This is a genomic window from Exiguobacterium sp. s11 (assembly GCF_018619015.1).
Lineage (GTDB): Bacteria > Bacillota > Bacilli > Exiguobacteriales > Exiguobacteriaceae > Exiguobacterium_A > Exiguobacterium_A indicum.
In genome coordinates this window covers 70827-96991 of the sequence record NZ_JACSNF010000004.1, presented here as the reverse complement: position 1 = coordinate 96991, position 26165 = coordinate 70827, and the positions used below count along the sequence as shown (strand labels likewise).

The following is a 26165-nucleotide window of genomic DNA, read 5'->3' as shown; positions in this document are numbered from 1 at the left end:
AAGGAAGGATAGATGATGAAACTATTAATAGTAGGAGCCGGTGCGATGAGTGAGGCACTCGTTCAAGGATGGGTCGCTTCTGGATTTGCACGAGAAGATATCACGATGACGAATCGGAGTGGCGGGATACGCTTGACAGAAGTCGCAGCGCGACACGGCGTTCAAACGGTCGAGCAGGAGGACGTCTCCTTATACGATCTCGTCATGCTGGGCATGCAACCCGATGGTGTACTCGACTATGTAGCGAATCAACAATGGACGAATCAGACGATCGTTTCGATTGCTGCACATATTACACCATATGAAATCGAACAGTTGGCAAAACGTCCGACAGTTGCTGCCATGCCAAATACCCCAGTCGCACACCGTTTAGGAATGACTGGACTATGGTTCGGCTCACGCGTGAATGAAGAGATCCGAAGTGTAGTCGAGGCATTATTTGGACGTGTCGGAGAAATTGCGGAAGCAAATGAATCGACGATGCCTGCATTCATGGCGGCAGCTGGATGTAGTCCTGCTTTCTTCTATGAAGTCGTAGCTGGTATGGTGCCGGTTTTGACGGATGCTGGTTTTGAAGAAGGAAATGCACGTCGAATCGTTGCTCAAGCGATGAAAGGTTCAGCTGAAATTCTCATGCGCTCCGACGCAAGTACGGATCGTCTGATTGCCGATGTTGCGGCACCTGGTGGACCGACGGATCGTGGCGTCCAAGTGCTACGAGAGCGTCACTTATTCGATACGATGCAAGCGGCACTACGAGAGAGTTCACGCGAAGCAGACGAATAATGGATTCAAAAGAGGCTGACTCAAAAAGAATGACGCGTCTTTTCACGTCCTTATCTTTGTAGAGACTGACATTTGAGTCAGTCTTTTTTTTTCGTTCACGAAAGTTTCACGTGAAACATAAACAAAGCGATTGCATCTTCAAATAAGAATTCGTACACTGTAAAAAGAAACCGTCCAGACGGTACAGTAAATATGAGGGAAGGGGGAGACTATTGGCCAGTGCAAAAGCGCAAGAGACTCGTCGTCGGATTCTTGAAGCCACGACGACGATCATTTTGCAACAAGGATTCACCCAATTGACGCTTGAAGAAGTAGCGAAACAAGCAAATGTCTCAAAAGGTGGACTATTGTATCATTTCGCTTCGAAGGAAGCTTTATTAATGGGGGTCATCGAGGCGCAAGAAGCACGACAATTTGAACTATATGAACAGCATCAGTTGACGATGGGACCGATGGAAGCGTTCGTGACGTTGCAAATCCAGCAACAAGAGGAGTTCCATCTCGACATGGATGCGCTTCTTTACTTGTTGTCCTTATTAAAGGATCATGCGACGTTCGTCGAGGAACGAAAGCGACAAGCGGAGCAGTTCTTTCGCCAACTGACAGAACAGATGGATCCGGTTGAAGTATTGTCGATTCGCTTTACATTAGACGGTTTGAAATTGTCGGAACATTTTCAGTTCGGTGCACCGTCTCCAAATGTGCGACAACGATTAATTCAGCAATTAATAGAACGTGCACGACGACTAGATAAACAAATTGAAGAGTGAGGGAGAACCATACGATGAAAAAGATCATCCAATTTTCGGTGAACAATAAGTTTGCCCTCTGGCTCATGACGATCATCATCACGGTTGCTGGTATTTATGCGGGAACATCGATGAAGCTCGAGACATTGCCAGACATCACGACACCGACCGTGTCGGTGACGACGATTTATCCAGGTGCTACACCAGAACAAGTTCTAGATGAAGTCAGTCGAGAACTTGAAAGTAAGGTCGAAAATTTATCAGGAGTCGATACTGTACGCTCGACGTCCTTCCAAAATGCATCGAACCTACAAATCGACTATAACTTCAGTACGGATATGGAAGAAGCCGAGCAAAAAGTAAAAGAAGCTCTTTCAAACGTCGAATTACCGGAAGGTGTTCAGGAACCACAAGTATCACGGATTTCCTTTGATGCATTCCCGGTCATCGGTTTTGCCGTTTCGGATAAGGAGCGTTCCCTGTCTGAGTTGACGAAACTCGTTGAAAACGAACTTCAACCGAAGCTTGAAGGAATCGAAGGGGCGCAGACGGTTCAAGTCGCGGGTCAAGAGATTCGCCGGATCGAAATTCGCTTCGATGAGAAAAAACTCGAACGTTACGGTTTAACCGAAGAGAATGCGAAACAATTGATTCAAGCTAATGATTCCCGTTTAGCGCTTGGCTTATACGAGTTGGGGGATAAGGAACAAGCAGTCGTATTAGATGGAAAAGCAACGACGGTCAAGGAATTAAAAGATCTTCGTCTTCCCTATACACCACCAGCATCGAATACTCCTGAAGCAGGACAAGCAGGACAAGCAGGACAAGCAGGACAAGCAGGACAAGCAGGACAAGCAGGACAAGCAGGACAAGCAGGACAAGCAGGACAAGCTCCATCGTCAGCCCCTGCGGCTTCCCAAACGACACCATCGACAAGTGCGGCGTCAGATCAGGCAACACAGACGGCACCAACGCAAGTACCAACTGTCACGTTGTCACAAGTCGCGACGATTGAAGATAAAGGGATCGAGGAATCGATCTCGCGTTCGAATGGTGAACGATCGATTGGGGTTCAAGTAACGAAGTCGCAAGATGCGAATACAGTCGATGTCGTCAATGCAGTCAAGCAGACGATCAAAGACTTCGAAAAAGAAAACGGTTCGGTCAATGCATCTGTGACACTTGATCAAGGTAAACCAATTGAGGAATCCGTTTCGACGATGATCAGTAAAGCATTGATTGGTGCGTTATTTGCGATTGTCATCATCTTGCTGTTCTTACGAAACATTAAATCAACGATCATTGCTGTTATTTCGATTCCGTTATCCCTTCTGATGGCAATTCTTGTCTTGAAGCAGATGGATATTTCCTTGAACATCATGACACTCGGAGCGATGACGGTCGCGATTGGTCGAGTCGTTGATGATTCCATCGTCGTCATCGAAAATATTTATCGTCGTTTGACGGATCCGACGGAAAAGTTAAAAGGAAAAGAACTGATCATCAGTGCAACACGAGAGGTCTTCATTCCAATCGCTTCGTCGACAGTCGTTACGATCGCGGTCTTCTTGCCACTCGGATTCGTTACGGGATTCGTTGGTGAGCTGTTCTTACCATTCGCTTTGACAGTCGTCTTTGCACTGTTCGCGTCCTTGATCGTTGCGGTTACGGTCGTTCCGATGTTCGCGGATTCGCTCTTTAAGCGTGGTAAAGCACCAAAACCGGAAAAAGAAGAGGGCGGAAAGTTGGCGAATGAGTATCGCCGTATGCTGAATTGGTCTCTTAACCATAAACTCATCGTCTTTGGTCTTTCAGTCTTGCTTTTGATCGGTAGTTTTGCTCTCGTACCAACGATTGGTGTCAACTTCTTGAATCAAGAAGGAGAAAAGACACTCTACGTCACGTACAATCCAAAACCAGGTCAAACGTTGGATGATTCGTTAAAAGCAGCTGATCAAGCAGAAGATTATTTCAACAAACAAAAAAATATCGATAATCTTCAGTTTACCGTCGGTGGAGAAAATCCATTGAATCCAGGGAATACGAAACAAGGGGTCTTCATCGTCCAATACGATCCAGACACGGAAGATTTCGCAGATGTTAAACAGACAGCCATCAAACAGCTGAATGCTGACATTCCGACAGGAGAATGGAAAGAGCAAGACTTTAGTGGTGGCGCAGCTTCGTCAGGCGTCTCGTATTCAATCTTTGCGAATAATATTGAAGATTTAGAAGCAGTAACACCGAAATTCGTTGATGCGATCGAAGGTGAATCGAAGTATGTTCGAAAAGTAACGACAGATTTAAAAGAAGCGTATACGCAATATACGTTCGAAGTCGATCAGCAAAAAGCGGCTGAATTCGGCCTTTCAACAGCACAACTTGCGCAAGGCATTGCTAATGTCCAAGGAGAAGAAAAACCACTTTCTACTATTAAGGTAGATGGGAAGGAACTCGATGTCATCGTTCCAAACGAACAAACGACATACGATTCCGTTCAAGATTTGGAAGAGACGGATGTCGTGACACCGCTTGGCGTTCGCAAATTGTCCGATTTCGTTGAAGTGAAGAAAGGAACGACTCCTGATTCGCTCAACGAACGTGATGGAAAACTCGTCGCTACCGTTACAGCAGAACTAAAAACGGATAAAGCAACAGAGGCTTCTCAAGCGATTGAAAAGTCCGTTAAAAACATTGATCGTCCGACAGGCGTCTCGTATGAGCAAGGCGGAGTCACAGAGCAGATCCAAGAGTCGTTCACACAACTTGGTCTAGCAATGGCAGCAGCTGTAGCGATCGTCTATCTTGTCCTCGTCATTACGTTTGGAGGAGCATTGACACCACTCGTCATCTTGTTCTCACTTCCATTCGCAATCATCGGTGGACTGGTTGCTCTGTTGATTACAGGAGAGACGATTTCTGTATCATCCTTGATTGGTGCTTTGATGTTGATCGGAATCGTCGTGACGAATGCGATCGTCTTGATCGACCGTGTCATTCATAAAGAAGCGGAAGGTTTATCGACGCGTGAAGCACTACTCGATGCAGCAGGTACACGTTTACGTCCAATCTTGATGACAGCACTTGCGACGATTGGTGCACTTGCACCACTTGCGCTTGGACTCGAAGGTGGCGCATTGATTTCAAAAGGGTTAGGTGTGACGGTCATCGGTGGACTCACAAGTTCGACGTTGTTGACACTCCTCATCGTGCCGATCGTCTATGAATTCTTAGCACGTTTCCGTAAAAAGAAGTCAATTGATTCTTAAAAAAACGATTAAATGACTCAAACTGACAGGTATGTAGAAATGGCTATTCTAAGCCGTTTTACATCCTGTTTTTTTATTTTGTTACAAAAGTATTACGAAAAAGAATGCGCGTTAAAGAACTGTAATATGATGAAAATCTGGAACGTGATAGGATAAAAACAGAAATTATCTGACAATTCAGACGTACAATACATTCATACATAAGAGGAGAATGAATCGATGAAAGCTGTCACTCGTGTTTTGTTAACCTTAACGTTACTAATCAGTAGCTGGACACTCGTTCCGTCATCAACACAAGCCGCAACGAGTAAGAAAGTCACGATCTCCGTGGATGTGTTAAATATCCGAGCGAAAGCGACAGCATCGAGTAAGCGAGTCGGTCAATTGAAACTTGGACAGTCCGTGGCAGTGAGCGGAAAAGTGAAAGATTGGTACCAAATTCGTCATCAAGGAAAAACAGCGTATATCGCTTCGATGTATACGAAAGCATACAATGCAAAAGCAACAAAAGGATTGAGCAAAACAGGGTCAACAATCGTATCGGTAGCGGAAGGTCTTAAAGGACGCCCTTATGTTTTTGGCGCGACCGGTCCAGTTAGCTTTGATTGCTCTGGATTTACACGTTACGTCTATCAAGCACTAGGAAAATCACTTCCGCGCACAGCAGCTGCTCAGTATTCATCGACGAAACGTACAGCTCCTGGCGCCGGAGATCTCGTCTTCTTTACACACGGTAGTGGCATTCAGCACGTTGGGATTGCTGTCGATGGGAGTACGATGATCAATGCGAACTCGTACTATGGAAGAGTTGTCAAAGAATCGTTCCGTGGCGGCTACTGGGGATCACGGTATGTAGCAGCAGGGGCACTTTGAACGAAATGAAGCGACGAATTCAAATCGATGAACTCGTCGCTTTTTTATATGGATTCAGGTATAAGGAAGAACGGTCTTTCCAGCAATGAACGTTGACGGTACTTCGATTTGCGGACGAATATTCATATCGTTTCGAACTGTTAGCTGAAAAGCATGTCGTCCGATCGTAGCATATGGAATCGCGATCGTCGTCATCGATAAGACTTCAGCGAGTTCACTTCCATCAAAGCCAATGACAGAGAGATCTCCCGGGACCTGATAGCCTTGTTTTCGTAGTTCCAAGATCAGTCCCGCGGCAACGTGATCACTGGCAGTCAAGATGGCGCTCGGTCGTTGTTTCTGTTGCATCCAGCGCCTTGCGACGTTCGCACCATCTTCGATCGTCAATGTCTGTTCATAGACGAACGCGTCACTGACAACTTCTTGATACGCATGTTTACGCGCCAAACTATTCGTACTGTCGGGGCGCCAGAGACAAATACCAATGCTTGTATGTCCTTGTTGTCGTAGATGTGCAAGTCCCTGTTGAAAGGCCGTATAGTGATCGATATAGACAGCAGCGACGTCTTCGTGGTGTTCACAAAAGACAATCGGTCCATAGCGTTCGTACGGTAAAATCGCTGATAACGGAAGGCTGTGCGACACGACGATGAGTGCGTCGATCTCCTGTTGCGCTAGCGCATCAAGAGCGAGTTGCTCATGCGTTTCCACATAATTCGTTTGCCACGTCAAGAAACGATAACTGGCGTCAAAAGCCGCTTGTGCGATGCCTTGGAGAATGGCGGCGTGATATGGATGATCAACGAATGGGAGCATGACTCCGACCGTTTTTGTCATACCCGTCGAAAGATGGACAGCGGTTTGATTACGGATATAGCCAAGTTTTACTATCGCTTCTCGGACAGCTTGTCGCTTCTCGTTCGCCACGTATGGGTGATCATTTAGTACACGTGAGACTGTCGTGACGGACACGTTTGCTTCACGTGCCAAGTCTCGGATGTTCGTCATCGCGCATCCCTCCTTTAGGTCTGGCGAGATAATCGTTGTTCAAGTCGGCGCCAATCCTGTCGGGAGACGGGGGCCGAGAATGGAGATGTCTGTTCAGCCAATTCATTGATTTTTGAGAGCAGTCGTGTTTTTTCTTGAGGAGACAAATCAGGATATTGATCAACCAACGTGTGTTGACACAGATAATATCCTGCTGGTGTGTGCAATTGTTCAATCGCCCATTCAAAAGCAACATTCCGCTTGAATAGCTGGGTTAACCGAGTATGGATCGACATGATGATTACCTCCTTTTTAGTGTATATCAAGACGATAGGGTATGAAACGCGTTTCACGGCAAGAACTATTTTTGAGCAATGGATTGATTGAGAAAATTCAGCAAGAATTGACCGAGTAGACAAAGAAGTCTATGATTGTGACGATACAACACAAAGAGGGGCGAACGTAAAATGGAATCGACAGACTCGAAGCTGGCATTAAAAATGCTCGTTGTTCTATCTCGGACGATGCATGCGGTGACGGAGCAAGTAAAGGCAGACATCAAAACACATCAGTTGAATTTATCGGAATTCGGAGTCCTGGAATTGCTTTACCACAAAGGGGATACGCCTTTACAACAGATTGGCGATAAAATTCTGTTAACGAGCGGCAGTGTGACGTATGTCGTCGATAAACTCGAAAAGCGTGGATTGATTGCGCGAAAATCATGTGCGACGGATCGTCGTGTCACGTTTGGAACCCTAACGGAAGCTGGACGCGAACTGATGGAAGAGACATTCCCGAAGCATGAAGCCTTTTTAGCAGACTTGTTCAAGGATTTGTCAGTGTCGGAAAAGGAACAGTTGATTGATCAATTGAAACGAATCGGTTTACGAGCCGAACATTATACGCCGCTCGAAAATGCATAAGGATTAGCACTCATATGATGGAAAAGGCTCAAGTCACGGACTTGAGCTTTTTTTCTACAATCAGAAGTCAAACTAATTGACAAACGAAAAGGTGGTTGGTATGTTTAGTTACAGAATTTACTTTAAATAAAAGGGAGAAATAATAATGACTAAATTACTTTATGTAACTGTTAACCCAAAAGCTACAGAACACTCTTTCAGCCTTCAAGTCGGTGAAGCATTCCTCGAAAGCTACAAAGCAGCGAATCCTTCAGCTGAAGTAGAAGTTCTTGACCTATATAACGAAACAGTCCAAGAAATCGACACAGACGTGTTAAGCGCATGGGGCAAATTCGCAACAGGCGAAGAATTAACAGAAGTGGAGATCGCAAAAGTTGGTACGATGACAAAACATCTCGAACAATACATGGAAGCAGATGAGTATGTCTTCGTCACACCAATGTGGAACTTCTCTTTCCCAGCACGTCTCAAAATGTACATCGACAGCGTACTTCTTGCAGGTAAAACATTCGCTTACACTGCAGAAGGTCCTAAAGGTTTGATGGAAGGCAAAAAAGCACTCCACATCCAAGCGACAGGTGGCGTGTACACAGGATCTGGTCTTAACTTCGGTGATGACTACCTCCGTCAAGCACTTGCTTTCACTGGTGTAACAGACTACGATGCCCTCTTCATCGAAGGTATGGCGATGAACCCAGAAAAAGCAGAAGAAATCAAAGAAGCAGCAATCGCAAAAGCGAAAGAACTCGGTCGTTCATTCTCGACTGTCAACGCATAAGATAAGCGTAAAAAAGGCTCCCGCCGTGTCGGGAGCCTTTTTGTATTTGTATTGAGTTAAGAGAGCGTTGATTTTTTGCGAAGCACAAGCGTCAGGAAGAGCAACAAATCTTTTAATTTCTCAAAGCCGCGGGGATGCGTCGAGATACGATAGAGCCACTCTAGCTTCAGTCGACGGAATAATTTAGGCGCACGTTTACTGTGTCCTGACCAAACGTCGAACGCACCACCGACACCGATGAAGATGCCATGATCGACGTGATCATAGACGGAAGCGATCCATTCTTCTTGTTTCGGTGCACCGAGTGCGACGAGAACAAGATCAGCGTCTGCTTCTGTAATAGCTTGCGTTGCTTCTTCTGTCTTTCCAAAACCATGAAACGTTCCTACGAAGTGGATGTTCGGAAACCGAATCGATAACTGACGAATCAACGATTTCATGACTTCCGGACGTCCACCGAGTAAAAAGACACGCTTCTCGAATGCGTCTGCCGTCCGCAATAGTTCACGTGCGGTCTCGATTCCTGGCAATGTCGCAGTGAGTGGTGCGCCCATCCGTTTACTGGCAGCCGTCACACCGATTCCGTCTGGTGTAATGAACGTCGCCCGTCGTAAGATGGCATCGTAAGAAGGTTCGCGCAATGCACGCAACACGAGCTCTGGGTTCGCCGTGACAAGAAAGGCTTTTCCACGTTCGTGTAAGATTGTTTTAATATGGGTATACCATTGCGAAGGTTTCGCATCGACGAATGGTAGTCCGAATACTTGTTTTGTCTGAATCATAGTTTTCCACCTCATCATCCATCATAGCAGAATCAAGACGGACGAACAGCGACTTGAGACTGAAAAAGGAGCGGATTCACGTGCATCCATCTTGGCAAACCGTGTTAAAAGAAGAAAAGGAAAAACCCTATTTTCAGGAACTGTGGGCTTTTTTGAAGGAAGCCTATCAAACGACGACCGTCTATCCTCCGAAAGAGCGGATCTTTCATGCGTTCGATGCGGTCGCTCCAGAAGATGTCCGGTGCGTCATCTTAGGGCAAGATCCCTACCATGGTCCACGTCAGGCGAATGGACTCAGCTTTTCCGTGCATGACGGAGTGCCGATCCCTCCATCCCTTCGAAACATGTATAAGGAACTCGTCTCGGATATCGGTTGTCCGACTCCGACATCCGGTAATCTCGAAGCATGGTCACGACAAGGAGTCTTCTTACTCAATACGTCGCTTACGGTTGAGGAAGGGAAAGCGGGATCCCATGCTAAAAAAGGTTGGGCACCGTTTACGGATCGGGTCATCGAAGTATTAGGAACACAGACACAACCAATCGTATTCATCCTCTGGGGAAATCATGCGAAGAGTAAAAAAACGCTGATCGATACAGATCGTCATCTTGTTCTTGAAGCTGTCCATCCGAGTCCCTTGTCCGCAAGTCGTGGATTTTTCGGTAGTAAACCGTATTCGCAAACGAATGCTTGGCTGAAAGAGCAGGGAAGAGAGCCGATCGACTGGTGTTTGTCGTAAATTAAAAGCGTGTGTCCCGTTGAATGCGGAACACACGCTTTTTGAGTTACTTAGCGGCTTGAGATCGCCGGTTCCTCATCCATCATGAATTTTTCGACGACGAGAGCAACACCATCTTCATCGTTCGAAGCGGTCATATACTGTGCTTTTTCTTTGACGGTATCGGCTGCATTCGCCATCGCGACACCAAGACCTGCCCATTCAATCATCGATAGATCGTTGTTACCGTCTCCACAAGCAATGACTTCTTCTTGAGAGATTCCTAGTTTTTCAGACAGTAAGGCAAGGCTTGTTCCTTTTGTCACACCGTCTTCCGTGAATTCAAGGAAAAATGGCTTCGAGCGAGCTACTGCAAGTTCACCCGCAAGTTCCTGTTGAAGCGTCTGTTCGACGCGCGCGAGGTGCGTCTCTTCTGCCATCATCAAACACTTGACGACAGGTGTTTGAATCGCGGCTTTAAAATCAGCGACAGGGATGACTTCCATGCCTGTCAGTTGTCCTTCAAGCGTCGTATACTCGTTTGGTTGTTCTGTCAGGATTTCATCTCCGATATACGTGTGGATGTAGACACCCTCCCGTTTACTCAAATCGTCGAGGCGGTGGACCGTCTCCGGGGAAAGCGTGCTGAGGAAGAGCGATTCGTTCGTTTTACAATCAATGATTGAAGCGCCATTGAAGCTTAGGATGTAACTTCCGTAGCGTGCGAGTTCCAGCTCTTTTGCGAGGTCGAGCATGGCAAATGTCGGACGACCGCTAGCGAGGACGACTTTCTTCCCGCGTCGCTGCGCAGCGAGTAAAGCTTCTTTCGTACGTGGTGAAATCGTATGGTCACTTGTCAACAAGGTATCATCTAAATCGAGAACAATCATTTTATACGTCATACATTCAAACCCCTTTCAATTATCTGTATATCGTAACAACTTGTCCCCCGTTCGACAATATACTCTCCTCGAAGAGAGTATGATAAAGTGGAAACAGAGCCCGTACGGAAAGGATTCCAACTTTATGAAATATCTCTTCATGATCGTATCAAGTCTATTATTAGCAGGATGCAGTACGATGTTTCCGCATCCCGCCTCTTTACTCGAACATCCGTCCCTTCCGGCATGGGAGCAGTCGTTGAAAGAACGGATTGACCGCGATTTGCCGAAACAGGCAGAGATCGTGGCGCCACGAAATCAAGCGGTATCACGCCTATACGAACTCGTCGACTTAGATCGAAACGGTAAAGATGAAGCGATCACCTTTTACCGTAGCGAGCAGGACGGGCGCTTCACGATTCATCTGCTCGTCCATGAGCGACAAGGCGAAAAATGGCGACTCGTGACGCGACAGACGGTAGCTGACGGTCGAGCCATCGATCGACTCGAAGTCATAACTGACGCACGACATAAACAAAACCACCTGGTCATCGGTATTACCAGTTATGGTGAAAATACGTTATACATCATTGAACAGTTACTATCGAAGCAACGAGACGTCACGAAAGTCGATCGATACGATCGTCTGTCGGTAGCTGATTTGAATCAAGATCGAGAGCGGGATATGGTGCTTCTGCAAAAGGGCAGTCCGTCTCGTTTGATCTATTATAAAGACATCCTGTCGAAAGAGCACCAAGAGACGACGCTTTCGACGCAGGATGGCGATTTATTCGCAGAACATGATTTATTTGAAGTCGATACGATCAATGCCGCTCGGAATAAAGGCTTGATCGTATCGTATACACGAGATGCAAAAATGCACATTGCATTATTCCGCTTAGCGAACGATACGTTGGAACAGGTCCGTTTCGGTCAGGTCGATGAGATCGTCGAACCGATGTATACCTTCCCGAAAGATGTCGATCAAGACGGAATCGTCGAGTTTGGTCATCAATACACGCCAGAAGGCAGTAAAGGGCGTGAAGGTGAACCGAAACCACGCATCACGGCATACTACACATGGAATGGATCAGATAATCCACCATTTCTCGAGAGTGGGTTCGAACTGCGAGAAGAGCAGTACATCGATCAAGAATACAATTTCGTCATGCGGTTCCCTGCCAACTGGGCGACGCGTGAAACGATCGAGAAACGCGAAAATCGTGTTCGGTTCATCAATCGAGAAACGAAGCAGATTGATTTCGAATTAGAGGTCATTCCGAAGAATCAATACATTGCGAGTGATCAAAAGCGAAAAATCAAAGAAGGTATCGATTATGTCTATGTGATTGGTGCGACGAAGGATTATGAAGTGTTCGTCAATCGTGTCACACTCGTGGAATAAAGAATCAGGGGGAGAGAAGAATGACCAAAATACTAGTAGCTGAAGATGAACATGCGATTCGCAGTTTCATCGTCATTAATTTGAAACGGGCAGGCTATGATGTCATCGAGGCGGAAAATGGGAAAGAAGCGCTTGCGCAGTTTGATCAACAAACCTTCGATATTCTGTTACTCGATATCATGATGCCGGAAGTCGACGGTTTTGCCGTCTGTGAACAGGCGCGGGCAAAGGATGAAGTCGTCGGGATCATCATGCTGACGGCACGGACACGAGAAGAGGATAAAGTCATGGGACTGAGCGTAGGAGCAGACGATTACATCGCGAAGCCATTCAGTCCAGCAGAGCTACTCGCGCGCATCCAGTCGCTCCTGCGACGGGTAGAGACATTACGCCGCAGAAAACAGCCACGTGAACTCGTCTCTGGACCGTTTCGGATTGATTTAGGGGCGAAGCGCGTCCAAAAAGAAGGTGTCGATGTCGAAGTGACACCAACTGAATACGATTTACTTTGCCACTTCATCAAAAACGAAGATCAAGTCATGTCGCGAGATGAATTACTCGATGCGGTATGGGGTGAGAATTACTTTGGTGATCGGAAGACGGTCGATGTCAACATTCGCCGTCTTCGTCAAAAAATCGAAGAGAATCCAGCGGAACCGAAGTTCATTGAGACATTGTGGGGACATGGATACAAGTGGCGTAACGAAGAATGAAGCGCCAGATATTGATGCGGTTCATGACGATTATCACGGTGACAGTCTTACTCGTCATCGGGATCCTCTCGTTCGTGACCTATAACTATTACTACGTGACGGCGACGGATGTCTTGAAACGCCATGCGAATGCGAGTGCTGTCTTATTTGCGAATAGTGGCCTTGCTTATGATTACGCTGATTCAGAAGCGACAATCCATGATGTACTTGATTCTTATGCTTATCCAGACGCTGAGATCGAAGTGTTGGATGCAACAGGGATTCCACGTTACTCTTCGACCGGATTCATCTCGGAACGTAAGTTGACGCGAGAGGCGATCAATCAAGTAAGAGCGGGACAGACCGTCACGAAACGATATGACGATGAGGCGACGGGAGAACATTTACTGGAAGTAATAGAACCTGTCGTGTCGTTTGGTCAGACGACGGGAGCGCTTCGTTATACGACGTCGCTTGAGCGAATCGATCGACGTGTGATCGAAATTTGTTTAGCGATCGTCCTCCTGGGTACAGTAATTTGGGGACTTGCCTTCATCTATTCCTCACGTCTCGTCTCGTCGATCGTCCGACCGATTCAAGAAGTCATCGGAGCATCGGATCAAATCGCGAAACAGCATTACGACGTCAAGGTGAACGAGGAATACTCGTTCGAGCTTGGAGAACTAGCGCGGACGATCAATTATATGGGACAACAGATTAAACAGCAGGAAACATTAAAAGATGAATTCATTTCTGGTATCTCCCATGAATTACGGACACCGCTGACATCGATCAAAGGCTGGAGTGAAACGTTACTCGTCGAACAGGATCAGTTGCCGGAAGAGGCGTCGCTTGGGATGGGCATCATTCATTCGGAGACGGAGCGTTTGATTTCGCTCGTTGAGCAGTTACTAGATTTCTCGAAACTCGAGACGAGTCGGCTCGTCTTATACCGTCAGGAAGTCAACTTGACGGAAATCATCGAGACCGTGACGGCGCAACTGCGTCAAAAGCTGGAAGAAAAAAATGTCCAGATCGTACAGAAGTTACCGGTACAAGTCGTCGGTCTATACGACGAAAACCGATTGAAACAAGTCTTCTTGAACCTGCTTGATAATGCGATCCGCTTTTCTCCAGTCGGTGGCACGATCACCATTCGACTCGTTCGTTCAGAGCGTGTATTGTTCCTCTCCTTCAGTGATGAAGGTCCCGGGATTCCGAAAGAGCACTTACGTCACGTCACAGAAAAATTCTATCAAGTGCAAAAAGGAAAGGGTGGAACAGGGCTCGGCCTATCGATTTGTCGAGAACTCGTCGAAGCACATGAAGGCAAGCTATTCATTGATAATCAGCCGGAAGGCGGCGTCATTGCGACGATTCTGCTACCTGTCACGAAAGCGTAAACACTGAGACGGGCAGAGTGAAACAGAAACTGGTAAAGTTAAGTGGATTATAGTACGAAATGGATCAGATGATAGGAAACGGAGGAATCAGTCATGGCACTTGGTGTTTCAAATGGTACGCTTCAACCGCTCTCTGGAAAACCGAACGCGGTATCTACTCAAACCGATCTACAGGATATGAAAATGCGTCCGCTCCCGTTCAAAGGAACGCTTGCAGATTCGAAGTTCCAACTCTTACGTATCCTACAAAGCCTCGACCGCGTCAAAGTCGTTAAGGAGGAAGGGGCATACATCCATGCCATCTTCACGAGTAAAGTCTTTCGCTTCAAGGATGACGTCGAATTTTACTTCGATGAAGCCGCACAGGTGATTCATTTCCGTTCGGCATCACGTGTCGGATACTCCGACTGGGGCGTCAACCGTAAACGGATGGAAGATATCACACGTCGTTACGAGGAGGGATCACGATGAAGACCTATCAATTAGTCGTCATTGGTGGTGGGGCAGCCGGAATGACGATTGCTGCTGGTGCAGCAAGTCTCGGCGCGCACGTCGCCCTGATCGAACGCCATACGCACCTAGGCGGAGATTGTCTCCACTACGGTTGCGTTCCTTCAAAGGCGTTGATCGAAGCCGCGCACGATGTTCATGTCATGAAGCGGACGGCTGAAAAATACAACGTGACGCTGAACGGGGACGCGGTCTATTCGAAAACGAAAGCAAGCGTCGATCGAGCACGTAACATCATTCAATCACATGATGGAACGAAACGGTTCGAAGACCTTGGCGTCGATGTCTATATCGGAGAAGCGACATTCCTCAGTGCTCATGAAGTGGAAGTGGCGGGACAGCTTGTCGTAGGTGAGAAGTTTGCGATCTCGACGGGATCTCAACCCATCATTCCACCGATTGATGGACTCGATACGATTGATTATTTAACGAACGAGACGATCTTCGAATTAACGGAGCGTCCGGAGCGACTGCTCGTCATCGGTGGTGGAGCGATTGGTCTTGAGTTATCGCAAGCATATGCGCATCTTGGAACAGAAGTCACGGTCATCGAGGGTATGAAGACGTTACTCGGAAAAGAAGACCGCGACATGGTCGAAGTCATTCAACGTCAGCTCGAACAAGAATTGACGTTACATCTCGATACGAAGGTCACGCACGTCCGCAAGTCGGCGGGGGGCATCGAAGTGACGGTTGAAGCAAACGGCGAATCACGTGTCATCGAAACGGATGCCGTGCTTGTCGCAGTCGGTCGTAAGCCACGCATCGAAGCACTACGTCTCGACCGAGCTGGCGTACACGTCGAGAAAGGATTCGTCCAAGTCGATAGTTCACTTCGAACAAGTCAGCGACACATCTTTGCGGTCGGAGATACGATCAACTCGCTCCCATTTACGCATGTCGCAGGACTGGAAGGAAAAACGGTCGTCACGAATGCTTTATTCGGTCTACGGACGAAGCCGGATTATCGGGCGGTTCCGTGGGTCACATTCACGACACCTGAATTGTTCCATCTCGGATTGACAGAAGACGAGGCACGCAAGAAACATGGTGAGATCAAGGTCTATCAGACCGGTCTCGATGAAGTCGATCGTTTCGTCATCAATGGTCAGACGGAAGGACGCGTCAAGCTCATCGCTGATAAGCGTGGAAAACTGATTGGAGCACATGCAATCGGAGAACAAGCCGGTGAATGGATGCAAGAAGTCGTCTATGCGATGGCACGTAAAGATAAGGTCGGTCAATTGTCGCGTGTCGTCCACCCGTACCCAATTCGTGGTGCTGCTGTTCAGCGTGCTGCTGATGTCTACTGGCGTGAACGTCTATTCGCTGGTCCGATCCCAAAATGGTTGAAACGTTATTTCGACTGGAAACAAGGAGAATGATTCATGCAACAACCTGCTACTAAACGGAATTTCGTTCCGCTCGTCATCCTGTTGACGCTTGTCATCAACTTGCTCGTGGCGCTTTTATTCTTTGCGCCACCTGTCCAAGTCGATTCAGGATTCGATTGGACGTTGCTTCCTTTTTTGAATGCCATCTTCAATAGTTTTACCTTCATGCTGTTGCTCGGTGCTTGGATTTCCATTCGTCGTGGCAATCGGGTGAATCATCGTCGCTTCATTGGTGGTGCGATGACGACGACGACTTTATTCTTAATTTCGTACGTCACGTATCATGCTGTCAGTGAATCGACGAAATTCGGAGGCGAAGGGTTCGTTCGTCCTGTCTATTTCTTTATCCTGATTACGCACATCATCCTAGCTGCAGTCATCGTTCCACTCGTCTTGATGTCACTCGCGCACGCTGTGAATCAAAACTTCGAGAAGCATAAAAAGTGGACACGTTTTACGATGCCGCTTTGGTTATACGTCAGCTTAACGGGCGTCATCGTCTATATCATGATTCGTCCGTATTATTAAAAAAGACTCCTTCGTGTCTACCACGAAGGAGTCTTTTTGATGATCAGGACTTAACTTTTGTTTCATCGAGTACATTCGCTTTTAAGTCGATCAATGGTCGAATTAAAACTTCGACACGGCGATTTTTGCTACGACCGGTTTCTGTTTGATTGGACGCAATCGGTTGGAATTCTCCGTAACCGCTGACGGTGAACCGTTTTGGTTCGAGCTTCGGATTACGTTGCAAAGCACGCATGAAACTGATCGCCCGGTCCGCACTCAGTTCCCAGTTCGACGGATACCGTGCTGTGTTGATTGGAATATTGTCTGTATGTCCAGACACTTGAATCTGACGTTGCCCTGCTTTGACGAGCAGTGCACTCATCCCCTCTGCGATTTGAAGCGAGCGTCCTCTTACTTCTGCCTGAGCTGGTGAGAATAGTGCGCGGTCGCGAATCGTAAAGACGAGACCCTCATTCGTAATTTCGACCTTGATATCTTTTTCAAGTTTTTCATTCTTAATGTATTCATTGGCTTCTTCTTTGATTTTTTCGAGTTCCGCAATTTCATAGCTTTGTGCTTTTGTCCGCGCGTCTAGCTTTTTTGATTCCTCTTCTTCTTGAGTAGAGAGCGAGCTGTTCGTAATCATCCCTGATCCACCGTTGAAGACGGAGCTAAACGACTGAGACATCGCTTTTAGTTTCACGGCATCGACACTACTCGAAGCAAACAGAACGATAAAGAGTGCCAGAAGTAAGGTCAATAAGTCGGCGTAGGGAATTAACCAGCCTTCGGAGATATGTTCGTCATGCGGCTTCTTTTTCCGCTTCATAGTTCGCACGCTCCTTCGGTGTCAGGTACACGAGTAGCTTATCTTCTAAGTTCTTCGGGGATTCACCATTTTGAATCGAGAGAATCCCTTCAATCATCATTTCATACAACTGAATCTCGCTTGCTGATTTTTGCTTCAGCTTCGTTGCGAACGGGAACCACAGGACATATCCGGTGAAAATTCCGAATAACGTCGCGATGAAGGCACCTGAAATGGCGTGACCTAATTTTTCGATATCCGATAAATCGGATAGGGCGGCAACGAGACCGACAACGGCACCGAGAACCCCAAGCGTTGGTGCGTAGGTACCGGCTTGCGTGAAAATGTTCGCGTTCGCATGATGGCGTTCCGTCATATTTTCGAGATCACGTGTCATGACGTCCTCGACATATTCGGATGGTTGTCCATCGATGACCATCATGACGCCACGCTTCATGAAGGCATTATCGACTTCTTCAAGTGCTGACTCGAGAGATAACAGACCCTCTTTACGTGCTTGCGTCGAGAGTGTCAGAAATTGTCCGAGCAACACTTGTTTTGTCATCAGCTTTTGTTCGAATAAGATGACTTTAAATAAGGCAGGTAAGACTTTCAATCGTTCCTTCGGGAAGGAAATCATGATGGCAGCTGCTGTCCCGACGAAGATGATGACAAGGGCTGCGGGGTTAAGCAAAGCGACGGGAGGCGCACCTTTTAAGATCATACCTCCGACTAATGTGATGAGACCAAGAATGATCCCGATGATCGACACGATATCCATGATTGATGTGTGCCACCTTTCTGTATGTAATTCGTATAGGAACGAAAAATAAAAGAGCAGAAGACACTTCTTCTGCTCGGAAATCCAAAAACCGAGAATCAAGCGCCGTTTTCGTCGATTAGCATTTGAATGCTTTCGTTTCGTTCGTCACGCTCTATATCGGTCAGTACGTCGTATTTTTTTAACACTTGATACAATTCATTTAGAATCGGTTGCTCCAAATGTAATGATAAGAGTTCCTCGAATTGATAATACAATTGCGCAGGCATCCATTGTGATTGTCGTTCCAGCCTTCGCCAGACATCCTCAATCGAATGATCAGCCGTCTTAGGGTCCACTGTTTCCCTCAACCTCCTTTAATGATTACACGTCCACTTTTATCTAGTTTACCAAAAAAATACGAAAACGTTTAGTCGATTGCATATTTCGATAGAACTTCTTAATTCGAGGGAGTATGATAAAGACAATTCTGTCTGAAAACAATCTAGGGGGAGTAAGATGTTCTCGCATAAAAGACGTTCACGACTCGCACGCTTCGGGCGTTTAGGTGAATTGATGTATCATCAGCTATTCGATAAACCGGCACGTTTCATCGCAACGGGCTTTACATTGACGATTTTACTGGGTGGTTTTTTATTGTGGCTTCCGATTTCACAACAAGAGGGACAAGACGTATCTTTCATCGATTGCCTATTCGTCGCGACATCGGCAGGAACCGTCACAGGACTGTCACCGATCAATATTGCCGAATCCTATAATTTAATTGGTCAAATCATCATGATGCTTTTAATCCAAGTCGGTGGGCTTGGGTTCATGACGATTGCGCTCGTCTTACTGAGCGTCACGGGACGAAAAATCGGGATTCGTCAGCGGATCATCATTCAAGAAATGTTCAATCTCGATAGTCCGGGCGGAACGATTCGTCTCGTCCGTAACATCATCGTCACGACGGTTCTCGTCGAGATCGTCGGCATGTTTTTGATTGCGCTCGATTTATTCATTCAATATAAGTATACCTTTGGGAAAGCACTCTATTACGGTCTGTTTCATGCCGTATCCGCCTTTAACAATGCGGGCTTCGCACTTTGGGGCGATAATTTAATCGGTTTCCAACAGGATACGACGTTCATTCTGACGATTGCAGCGCTCTTGATGATTGGTGGTCTTGGTTTTACGGTCATCGCGGATATCGCTGGTAAACGAAACTTCAAGAAAATTTCGCTCCATTCTAAATTGATGGTGCTATCACTATTCGTCATCAATGGACTAGGTGTTTTAGCAATGATGCTCTATGAATGGGTATCGAACTTGGGTTCATTAAAAGACGAATCGTTCTTTAGTGCACTCCATATCGTGTTCTTCCAAGTCGTCACGACACGAACAGCTGGTTTCCAGACGATCGACTTAACGACGATGGTGCCGCTCTCGATCGGTTTGATGATGGTCTTGATGTACATTGGGGCAGGTTCCGCATCGACAGGTTCCGGGATCAAGGTCACGACGGCAGCGGTCATCTTGAAGAATGTCTGGACGTATATACGCGGACAGCGTGAAACGGTTCTGATGCGTCGGACCGTTCAGACGCAGGCGATTCAAAAGGCATATGCGATTGCTGTCTTCAGTTTACTGTTCATTGCTTTGATCACGACGTTCCTGGCGTTGACCCAGCCGAACATTTCCTTTATTGGTTTATTCTTTGAGACGGTCTCGGCATTTGGAACAGTTGGTCTTTCTTTGAACGTAACAGCTGAGCTCAATAGCTTTGGTAAGTTTTTAATCATGTTCATGATGTTACTCGGACGTGTCGGCTCCTTAACGATTCTGTTCACGTTCGCGACGCAACGAGATCGAACGATTCGTTATCCAAAAGAGAATATGTTGATCGGGTAACCGATGAAAAAGTCCAATCGACTTCCCTTGAGGAAGAACGATTGGACTTTTTTAGTGTGTCGCATGTATTTGGTAATACTGGACGAGCCGAGGCATTGTTTCTGCAAGGTCTGGACAAATAATACCAGTGTCCCGTAAGTCACGTAAGGCATGTGTCGTGTCGTATTGAACGGGATGAATGAAATAATCGAGTGTCTGACGTTGCATCTGAAGTCGTTTCGCGACAGCTGGAGTCAATGCTGTGCTGACGAGTCGAAACGGAACGATTCCGCGCGGATAACGTCCGTAATAGGCGACGTGTAACATCTCAAAAATCGCACGTGCGCCATGTGGGAATGGATCCGTCAGATGATAGGTCTTATTTCTTCCGACCGGTACATGACTGAGATAAGCGGTCGCTTCAATGACATAATCATATGGAACGAGATTGACGAGTGCGTTTGCTCGACCGGGATACGGAAGAGGAGCAAAGGATTGCAGGAGACGCATCGCGTTCAAAACGAAATACACCCCATCCCATTTCGGTGTTTCGCCCGTTTCGGAATGGCCGACGACGATCCCAGGACGGATGATCGTATAGGGGATCGTTCCAATTTCTTTACGGAAACGTACTTCAGCGAGGTATTTCGTTTCTTCATAAGCATTTTTAAAGGCACTAGCTTGTAACTCATCTTCTAGAACTATTCCGGAACGAAGACCCGAGACATACGCTGTACTGAAGTAGATGTAACGCTCTAAGGTCCGACACGTATGAGCAAACTGTGTCACGTTCGCGGTACCGATCACATTGATCCGAAAGGCGGGTTCATATGCTGTTGCTAAATCATATAGCGCTGCGAGATGAAAGATGTGTGTGACATCTTGTTGCAAAATCATCCGCGTCTCTGATGATAAAGCAAGCTGTTCGACCGTGATATCCCCCTCATGTAACACGAGTTGATCTGGTCGTAAGGATGTACGTTCTAGAAGGTCCTGGCGTCGCTCAGCGGCCGTATTCCGCTCTGATGATAAGTGAAGTAAATGAAAACAAGCGATTTGATCCGGTACACGTGCCAGTTGTTCGATCAGTTTGGTCGCTAAAAAACCAGGGAAACCCGTCATGAAGTAGGTCCGCATCAATTCCATTCCTTTCTTGGATCACGTTCGAGTACAACGGTGAACGTCGAACCATCATTGATTTCTGATTCAACGGAAATCGCACCTCCGTGTGATTCGATGATTTCCTTACAGATGGCAAGTCCGAGTCCGGTTCCGCCGATTTTCCGGATGTCTGAGTTATCGACCCGGTAAAATTTCGTAAAGAGCTTTTCAAAAGCATTTTGTGGAATGCCGAGTCCATGATCAGTCACAGAGAACGTTGCTTGTTCCGGACTTGCTGAAAGAAGCACTCGAATATGATCCGCCTGTGGAGAGTACTTAATGGCGTTTGAAAGCAAGTTCAAGATCACCTGCTTGATTTTGTGCTCGTCCGCAAAAATCAGAACAGGATCTTCTGGTAGTTCTAGATCAATTCGATGCGTCTCGACGGTCTCGCCATAGGCATCGACGGTTGACGCGAGAAGATTTCGTAACGAGAACGACGTGAAGGTATACTCCTGTTTTCCACCTTCTAGACGCTGAATGTCTAAAAACTCATTTAATAGCGTCGTCAATCGTTTCGTCTCTTCGTGGACGATCTCAACATAACGTTCGATTCGATCAGCCGATTGTTTTTTATATCGTAGTAATTCCATATAACCAAGAATGGAGGACAGCGGCGTGCGCAACTCATGCGATACTGTACTGACGAGTTCGTCCTTTACTTGATCCATCTTTGCTTCCTCTGTCCGGTCACGAAAAACAAATAGGAAACCATGACGAGAAATGCGACTCTTCTCCTTTTTGATCGCAGTCGCATAAAATTCGAAATAAAGTGGACTGGACTCATTTGGTCGCTGTAACGTGAAACGAAACGATAGTTCAGAATGTTTTCCAGCGAGTAATTCCTCTACTTGTCGGAGCATCTCGAATCGAGTATTCAAATCGAGATTCGGAATCAGACTGATTCGTTCTTGAATCTTACTTGGTGCAATGCCTGGGACATCGAGTAATTTACGTGCTTTGACGTTCATGAAGATGAAACTCCCATCTTCTTCTGTCAGTAGGAAACCTTCATTGGATGCCTGAAGAATCGATTGTGTGATATCACGCTGGCGCATGATGGCATTTTTTTCGCGTTCAAGCATTTTCTCAATCTTTTTTCGTTCTGTAATATCACGAACGACGGCGACACGCATCCGGATGTTATTGTAGATGATTTCACGCGGAAAAACTTCGATTTCGACAGAGGTTCCGTCGGCACGTTGACCGAGGACTTCGTACGGTTCTTCTCGATGCTCCTCGATGCGTTGCAAGACACGCGCGTGATGATCCGGATGAATCAATTCAAGCGTCGTCTTGCCTTTCATTTTCTCGAGTTTCGTCCGAAAAATGACTTCTGCTGCGCGATTGGCATCGATGATGATTCCGTGATCATGAAAGATGACGGCTTCAACGACGGATTCCGAGAAGAGTCGGAAGCGGCGTTCGCTTTTCGTTAGATGCCATTCAATTTGTTTTTGCGGTGTGATGTCCTGAATGAGTAGGAAGTACGTATCGTTTGGCAACCGCGTCATATAAAGACGCCCATGGAACGTTGAGCCATCCAAACGATGATAGGTCCATTCATTTTCGGCTTCTCGTCCATGCAGTAAAAAAAGTTGTGCGTCCGATAAGTCTTTTAAGTTCAATTGTTCGAGATGTTGACGGCGGGTAGCGATTTCCTTTGCATCATGTAGAATCGTCGCTTGGAGACCCATGATGTCTTCGACATGCTCGAAACGGAATAAGGTGCTTGCCACCTCGTTACAGGTTTGAATCCGAAACTCCGAGTCGGTGATGAATAGAGCAGTATCTAGCGTTGAATTGAATAAGTCCTCGATTTTCAGGGGAGCGACATGGACAAGAAAATAGTCCGTCGCTTCAATCGCTGTGACTGTTAATTGATGTGTCGTTGAAATGACGGCTTCCTTCTGTAATGGAAAGAAATCATCCGTGATGGGAAACAGCTCCTGAACGGTTTCGATATTCGGAGCGTTCATGAACTGGTGTTGAAAAGCATCATTATGAAATTGAATCTTTCCATTTGCATCGACTAGAAGAACGGGGTCTTTCATAGCACGTATCGTCGCGTGAATGATTCGTAGCGATGAAGGGGATGAATGTTCTGCCATGAGCTACCTCCTGACTGGTCTTCGACCATGGATTTTAAGACAGTCTTTCCTCGTTAGTTTACTTCTGCAAGATGAGGTGTGTTTCCTGTTGAAGGAAGTAACCGACGAAGAATTTTAGTATAGTGAAAAAAAGGTCACGACGAAGTAGAGGAGAAAAGCACGATGAAACGATTGAAACGAAAACGATTGTTACTAGCAGCTTTGTTTGCAATGATAGGAATTTTCGGAACTTATTTTTTTTCGAGTTCTTGGGAACCTTTAATCTTAATCATCAGTATAGTAGGGTGTATCCTTTTTCTTCTTTTGTCCATTTTAACGCCGTCGCTTGAAAAACGACTCGATCGAATGGAAGGACGAGAATTTGAAGAATGGCTTGCCGATTTATTTGAAACAGCAGGATATCGAGTCGAGTTGACACCTGCTTCACGCGACTTCGGAGCAGATTTGTTGATAGAGGATGAACGAGGGTATAAGATTGCCATCCAGGCAAAGCGATATAGTGCGGCTGTAGGGCTCGAAGCGGTTCAACAGGTCGCTGCCTCGGTTCCATTCTACGGGATGGACGAGGGGTGGGTCGTTACGAATTCGACCTTTACGGAAGCTGCGTATCAGCTAGCGGAACCAAATCAGGTTCGCCTCATTGATCGGGAAGAATTGCTCGCATTTGCAAAGGAGATGAACCTGCATTGAACATGTCGAATGATTGTCGACAAAAGGGGGTTGTCAATTTGGAGAAACGGTGCAATAATCATTTTCGTTAACGAAATATCATACAGATAAAGAAAGTTAAACTATACAGGATGTCTAAATAAACTGGGGACGAAAAACCAGCACGTTTTAGCAGTGAGAGGAGAATTTCTGTTGCGCAAAGTTGTCTATGTGCAGGGTTGCGTTTTTTCGCAAGGTCATGCCGCGATTTATGATGAAGCGCACCAAATGATTGGTGCGGTTCAACACGACGAGAATGGTCGTGTTCAAGTAATGAATGGTGAAGGTAGAGGGGTAGCGTTTGGTAAGTTCATTCCGACGTGTAAGAAGTGGGTCGTGATGAACCATGATGGACAAGAGGTAGGTCAAATGCGTGAGAAGTTTTCGCTCTTCTCGAAGAAATGTGAGTACAACGTGTATGAGCGTGGTACATTCATGATTTCCTTCGACCTGACAAAAGGAAAATTCTCCGTACGGAGTGCAGCTGGAGAAGTCGTTGCTGAATTGTTGCAAGACGGTGATGAGTACCGTCTCGTCAAGGATGCGGACAAACTCTCGATGTACGAACTACTCTCTGTCTTGAAAAGTCTGACGAACAACGTCCACTATAAATCACTGACAGCCGTCTAAATAAAAAAAGATGCCTTCCATGACATGGATGGCATCTTTTTTTCATCATGTCGTTTGCAGAACATGATGGAGGCGTTGTTTCGCTTCGTGTGTTAAATGCGATACACGACGGGCATAGAGACACAGTTGGAGAACGTGAACAGTTTCAGGGCGGTAAGCGTTAATGCGCTCGAGCGAGCGTCTGAGACGCTTCTCCGTCAATTCGATCGGACCACTTGTCTCCGCGTGTTGCGTATAGACGAGATAAAAATTAAGCGGACTGATTAAATCATCCTCATCAATATTCGGATTCTTGAAGACGATCGTCAGCAGTTCCCGTGTTTCTTCTAACGAGAAGAGGTGTTTTAAATCATCCAGTAGATAGATGATCGAAGCCTGATTGATCGAGTACTTCTTTCCGCGATGCGGTACGCCGATGATGTCCCGGACTTCACGTTTCGTCCAGTTCTGAATCGTTGTCGCTGACATATGTTCGCCGATTAGAGCATTTGCTAAATGAACGATTTCATTGATGGATAGACCATTTTTTAATGGATCGAATTGCTTCAAGCGATTGATGACCTTCGGCAATTCTGTGCCTTCCGTTGCGACGAGGGGTTCGATTCCTTTTCCTTCGTTCAAGCGTTGCAGACAACTTGATAATGTTTGGACTGCTTGAGCATCATACATTTCCAAAACTTCCTCTCTAGGACGTCATTTGACCTTATGTTATCAAATGAAGGTTCAATAGGGCAAATGGCAACTGAAACAACGTACAATAATAGGAAAGAAAGGGGGAATGACGATGGAATGGATAGCTGCTCTTGGCACGATTGGAATCGTCGGGCTAGTTCTCGTCATCCTGGAAGTCATTGGACGCCGTTTCGACTTTTCTCCCGAGACGGTTCGAAAATGGATTCATATTGCTGTCGGTCACTGGGTATTTCTTGCGCTGCTCTGGCTGGATCACTGGTACGTTGCGATCGTACCGTTGTTATTCTTTGCTGTCGTGAATCTAGTGACACTACGAAAAGGAATCGGTCAGATGCACGATGTCGATCGTCCTTCTTACGGAACGGTCTATTATCCACTCGCTCTAGTGGGACTCGTCCTGTTCTTCTTCGAGCGACAGCCGATGGCGCTCGTTGCGGGAAGCATGGTGCTTGCTTGGGGCGACGGTCTCGCGGCTCTCGTCGGAAAACGCTACGGAAAGACGTTTTACGTCCGTGGTGAGACGAAACGATCCTTTGAAGGAAGTATCGCCCTATTTTTGGCGTCATTTCTTGTTTTGACCGTGACGTTCTTGTTTTATGGACAACCGGTTTGGCTCGCTGTCAGTTATGGCTTCTTGCTTGCGAACATCGCAGCCTTGATCGAAGCCATCTCATATCGCGATCTCGACAACTTGATCTTGCCATGGACGATCGCGGCACTCGTCGCGTTTGCTTTTTGAC

Annotated in this window: 27 protein-coding genes; 17 read left to right on the top strand and 10 right to left on the bottom strand. The window is 46.6% G+C overall.

All coding sequences use genetic code 11. The features are described from left to right. Positions 1–15 precede the first annotated feature (15 nt). The 4 genes from KNQ12_RS13045 to KNQ12_RS13030 all read left to right on the top strand — a co-directional run bounded on the left by KNQ12_RS13045 (position 16) and on the right by KNQ12_RS13030 (position 5677). Entirely contained in the window at positions 16–786 is a 771-nt protein-coding gene (locus KNQ12_RS13045) for a pyrroline-5-carboxylate reductase family protein (RefSeq protein WP_023469716.1), read from the top strand. Positions 787–998: 212 nt separating this feature from the next. Further along, positions 999–1556 (top strand): TetR/AcrR family transcriptional regulator, encoded by a 558-nt coding sequence (locus KNQ12_RS13040; RefSeq protein ID WP_023469715.1) that lies wholly within the window; start codon positions 999–1001, stop codon positions 1554–1556. Between the two features lie 14 nt (positions 1557–1570). Next, positions 1571–4804 (top strand): efflux RND transporter permease subunit, encoded by a 3234-nt coding sequence (locus KNQ12_RS13035; RefSeq protein ID WP_214775464.1) that lies wholly within the window; start codon positions 1571–1573, stop codon positions 4802–4804. Between the two features lie 219 nt (positions 4805–5023). After that, a complete protein-coding gene (locus KNQ12_RS13030; RefSeq protein ID WP_214748740.1) occupies positions 5024–5677 on the top strand; it encodes a C40 family peptidase in 654 nt (217 codons plus the stop codon). A gap of 54 nt (positions 5678–5731) precedes the next feature. Here the strand turns inward: KNQ12_RS13030 and KNQ12_RS13025 are convergent, their stop codons facing one another. Continuing rightward, positions 5732–6685 carry a LacI family DNA-binding transcriptional regulator gene (locus KNQ12_RS13025; RefSeq protein ID WP_214748735.1) on the bottom strand — a complete coding sequence of 318 codons (954 nt, stop codon included), beginning with the start codon at positions 6683–6685 and terminating at the stop codon, positions 5732–5734. Positions 6686–6699: 14 nt separating this feature from the next. Further along, complete coding sequence (locus KNQ12_RS13020) at positions 6700–6960, bottom strand: hypothetical protein (RefSeq protein ID WP_035412036.1); 261 nt, start codon at positions 6958–6960, stop codon at positions 6700–6702. A gap of 171 nt (positions 6961–7131) precedes the next feature. Here KNQ12_RS13020 and KNQ12_RS13015 point away from each other — a divergent pair, with 171 nt between their 5' ends. Together KNQ12_RS13015 and KNQ12_RS13010 are read left to right on the top strand one after the other, a co-directional pair. Beyond that, positions 7132–7590 (top strand): MarR family winged helix-turn-helix transcriptional regulator, encoded by a 459-nt coding sequence (locus KNQ12_RS13015; RefSeq protein ID WP_035412039.1) that lies wholly within the window; start codon positions 7132–7134, stop codon positions 7588–7590. Between the two features lie 145 nt (positions 7591–7735). Then, positions 7736–8368, top strand: coding sequence for an NAD(P)H-dependent oxidoreductase (locus KNQ12_RS13010; RefSeq protein WP_023469709.1), 633 nt, complete (start codon positions 7736–7738; stop codon positions 8366–8368). A 56-nt stretch (positions 8369–8424) separates the two neighbouring features. On the opposite strand, the gene KNQ12_RS13005 is transcribed toward KNQ12_RS13010, so the two are convergent. Continuing rightward, positions 8425–9150, bottom strand: a complete 726-nt coding sequence (locus KNQ12_RS13005; RefSeq protein WP_214748733.1) for a WecB/TagA/CpsF family glycosyltransferase — start codon at positions 9148–9150, stop codon at positions 8425–8427. An 80-nt stretch (positions 9151–9230) separates the two neighbouring features. Here KNQ12_RS13005 and KNQ12_RS13000 point away from each other — a divergent pair, with 80 nt between their 5' ends. Beyond that, positions 9231–9890, top strand: coding sequence for a uracil-DNA glycosylase (locus KNQ12_RS13000; RefSeq protein ID WP_174316705.1), 660 nt, complete (start codon positions 9231–9233; stop codon positions 9888–9890). A 50-nt stretch (positions 9891–9940) separates the two neighbouring features. On the opposite strand, the gene KNQ12_RS12995 is transcribed toward KNQ12_RS13000, so the two are convergent. Next, positions 9941–10771, bottom strand: a complete 831-nt coding sequence (locus KNQ12_RS12995) for a Cof-type HAD-IIB family hydrolase (RefSeq protein ID WP_058265670.1) — start codon at positions 10769–10771, stop codon at positions 9941–9943. A gap of 139 nt (positions 10772–10910) precedes the next feature. Between KNQ12_RS12995 and KNQ12_RS12990 the strand changes: the two genes are divergently transcribed. The 6 genes from KNQ12_RS12990 (at position 10911) to KNQ12_RS12965 (ending at position 16682) form a co-directional block, all read left to right on the top strand. Then, the gene (locus tag KNQ12_RS12990; RefSeq protein WP_251055848.1) at positions 10911–12155 is read left to right on the top strand and encodes a hypothetical protein; all 1245 of its coding nucleotides are present in this window, start codon (positions 10911–10913) and stop codon (positions 12153–12155) included. Positions 12156–12175: 20 nt separating this feature from the next. Then, entirely contained in the window at positions 12176–12868 is a 693-nt protein-coding gene (locus tag KNQ12_RS12985; protein WP_023469704.1) for a response regulator transcription factor, read from the top strand. A gap of 23 nt (positions 12869–12891) precedes the next feature. After that, complete coding sequence (locus KNQ12_RS12980) at positions 12892–14250, top strand: sensor histidine kinase (protein ID WP_251137751.1); 1359 nt, start codon at positions 12892–12894, stop codon at positions 14248–14250. 93 nt (positions 14251–14343) lie between these two features. Then, a complete protein-coding gene (locus KNQ12_RS12975) occupies positions 14344–14721 on the top strand; it encodes a DUF1499 domain-containing protein (protein WP_195866000.1) in 378 nt (125 codons plus the stop codon). After that, the gene (locus KNQ12_RS12970; protein WP_023469701.1) at positions 14718–16145 is read left to right on the top strand and encodes a dihydrolipoyl dehydrogenase family protein; all 1428 of its coding nucleotides are present in this window, start codon (positions 14718–14720) and stop codon (positions 16143–16145) included. The genes KNQ12_RS12975 and KNQ12_RS12970 overlap by 4 nt, the downstream gene beginning before the upstream one ends. Before the next feature lie 3 nt (positions 16146–16148). Beyond that, entirely contained in the window at positions 16149–16682 is a 534-nt protein-coding gene (locus KNQ12_RS12965) for a DUF420 domain-containing protein (RefSeq protein WP_023469700.1), read from the top strand. Positions 16683–16725: 43 nt separating this feature from the next. Here KNQ12_RS12965 and motB read toward each other — a convergent pair whose 3' ends face one another. From motB to KNQ12_RS12950, 3 genes are all read right to left on the bottom strand, one after another. Then, positions 16726–17493, bottom strand: coding sequence for a flagellar motor protein MotB (gene motB / locus KNQ12_RS12960; protein ID WP_023469699.1), 768 nt, complete (start codon positions 17491–17493; stop codon positions 16726–16728). Continuing rightward, positions 17468–18253, bottom strand: a complete 786-nt coding sequence (gene motA / locus KNQ12_RS12955) for a flagellar motor stator protein MotA (protein ID WP_023469698.1) — start codon at positions 18251–18253, stop codon at positions 17468–17470. Before motA ends, motB begins: the two co-directional genes overlap by 26 nt. Positions 18254–18351: 98 nt before the next feature. Continuing rightward, positions 18352–18591 carry a hypothetical protein gene (locus tag KNQ12_RS12950; RefSeq protein WP_023469697.1) on the bottom strand — a complete coding sequence of 80 codons (240 nt, stop codon included), beginning with the start codon at positions 18589–18591 and terminating at the stop codon, positions 18352–18354. 160 nt (positions 18592–18751) lie between these two features. On the opposite strand from KNQ12_RS12950, the gene KNQ12_RS12945 reads away from it, so the two are divergent. Then, positions 18752–20143 carry a TrkH family potassium uptake protein gene (locus tag KNQ12_RS12945; RefSeq protein WP_214748724.1) on the top strand — a complete coding sequence of 464 codons (1392 nt, stop codon included), beginning with the start codon at positions 18752–18754 and terminating at the stop codon, positions 20141–20143. A 51-nt stretch (positions 20144–20194) separates the two neighbouring features. Here KNQ12_RS12945 and KNQ12_RS12940 read toward each other — a convergent pair whose 3' ends face one another. Together KNQ12_RS12940 and KNQ12_RS12935 are read right to left on the bottom strand one after the other, a co-directional pair. Beyond that, a complete protein-coding gene (locus KNQ12_RS12940) occupies positions 20195–21259 on the bottom strand; it encodes an SDR family oxidoreductase (protein WP_251055847.1) in 1065 nt (354 codons plus the stop codon). Further along, entirely contained in the window at positions 21259–23394 is a 2136-nt protein-coding gene (locus KNQ12_RS12935; RefSeq protein ID WP_214748719.1) for a PAS domain-containing sensor histidine kinase, read from the bottom strand. The genes KNQ12_RS12940 and KNQ12_RS12935 overlap by 1 nt, the downstream gene beginning before the upstream one ends. A gap of 345 nt (positions 23395–23739) precedes the next feature. Here KNQ12_RS12935 and KNQ12_RS12930 point away from each other — a divergent pair, with 345 nt between their 5' ends. Together KNQ12_RS12930 and KNQ12_RS12925 are read left to right on the top strand one after the other, a co-directional pair. After that, positions 23740–24084 (top strand): restriction endonuclease, encoded by a 345-nt coding sequence (locus tag KNQ12_RS12930; RefSeq protein WP_235147606.1) that lies wholly within the window; start codon positions 23740–23742, stop codon positions 24082–24084. Positions 24085–24255: 171 nt separating this feature from the next. After that, positions 24256–24732 (top strand): LURP-one-related family protein, encoded by a 477-nt coding sequence (locus tag KNQ12_RS12925; RefSeq protein ID WP_214748716.1) that lies wholly within the window; start codon positions 24256–24258, stop codon positions 24730–24732. A gap of 45 nt (positions 24733–24777) precedes the next feature. On the opposite strand, the gene KNQ12_RS12920 is transcribed toward KNQ12_RS12925, so the two are convergent. After that, a complete protein-coding gene (locus KNQ12_RS12920; protein ID WP_023469690.1) occupies positions 24778–25401 on the bottom strand; it encodes a DUF1836 domain-containing protein in 624 nt (207 codons plus the stop codon). A gap of 115 nt (positions 25402–25516) precedes the next feature. Here KNQ12_RS12920 and KNQ12_RS12915 point away from each other — a divergent pair, with 115 nt between their 5' ends. Further along, positions 25517–26164, top strand: a complete 648-nt coding sequence (locus tag KNQ12_RS12915; protein ID WP_214748713.1) for a diacylglycerol/polyprenol kinase family protein — start codon at positions 25517–25519, stop codon at positions 26162–26164. The last annotated feature ends 1 nt before the right edge of the window (position 26165 follow it).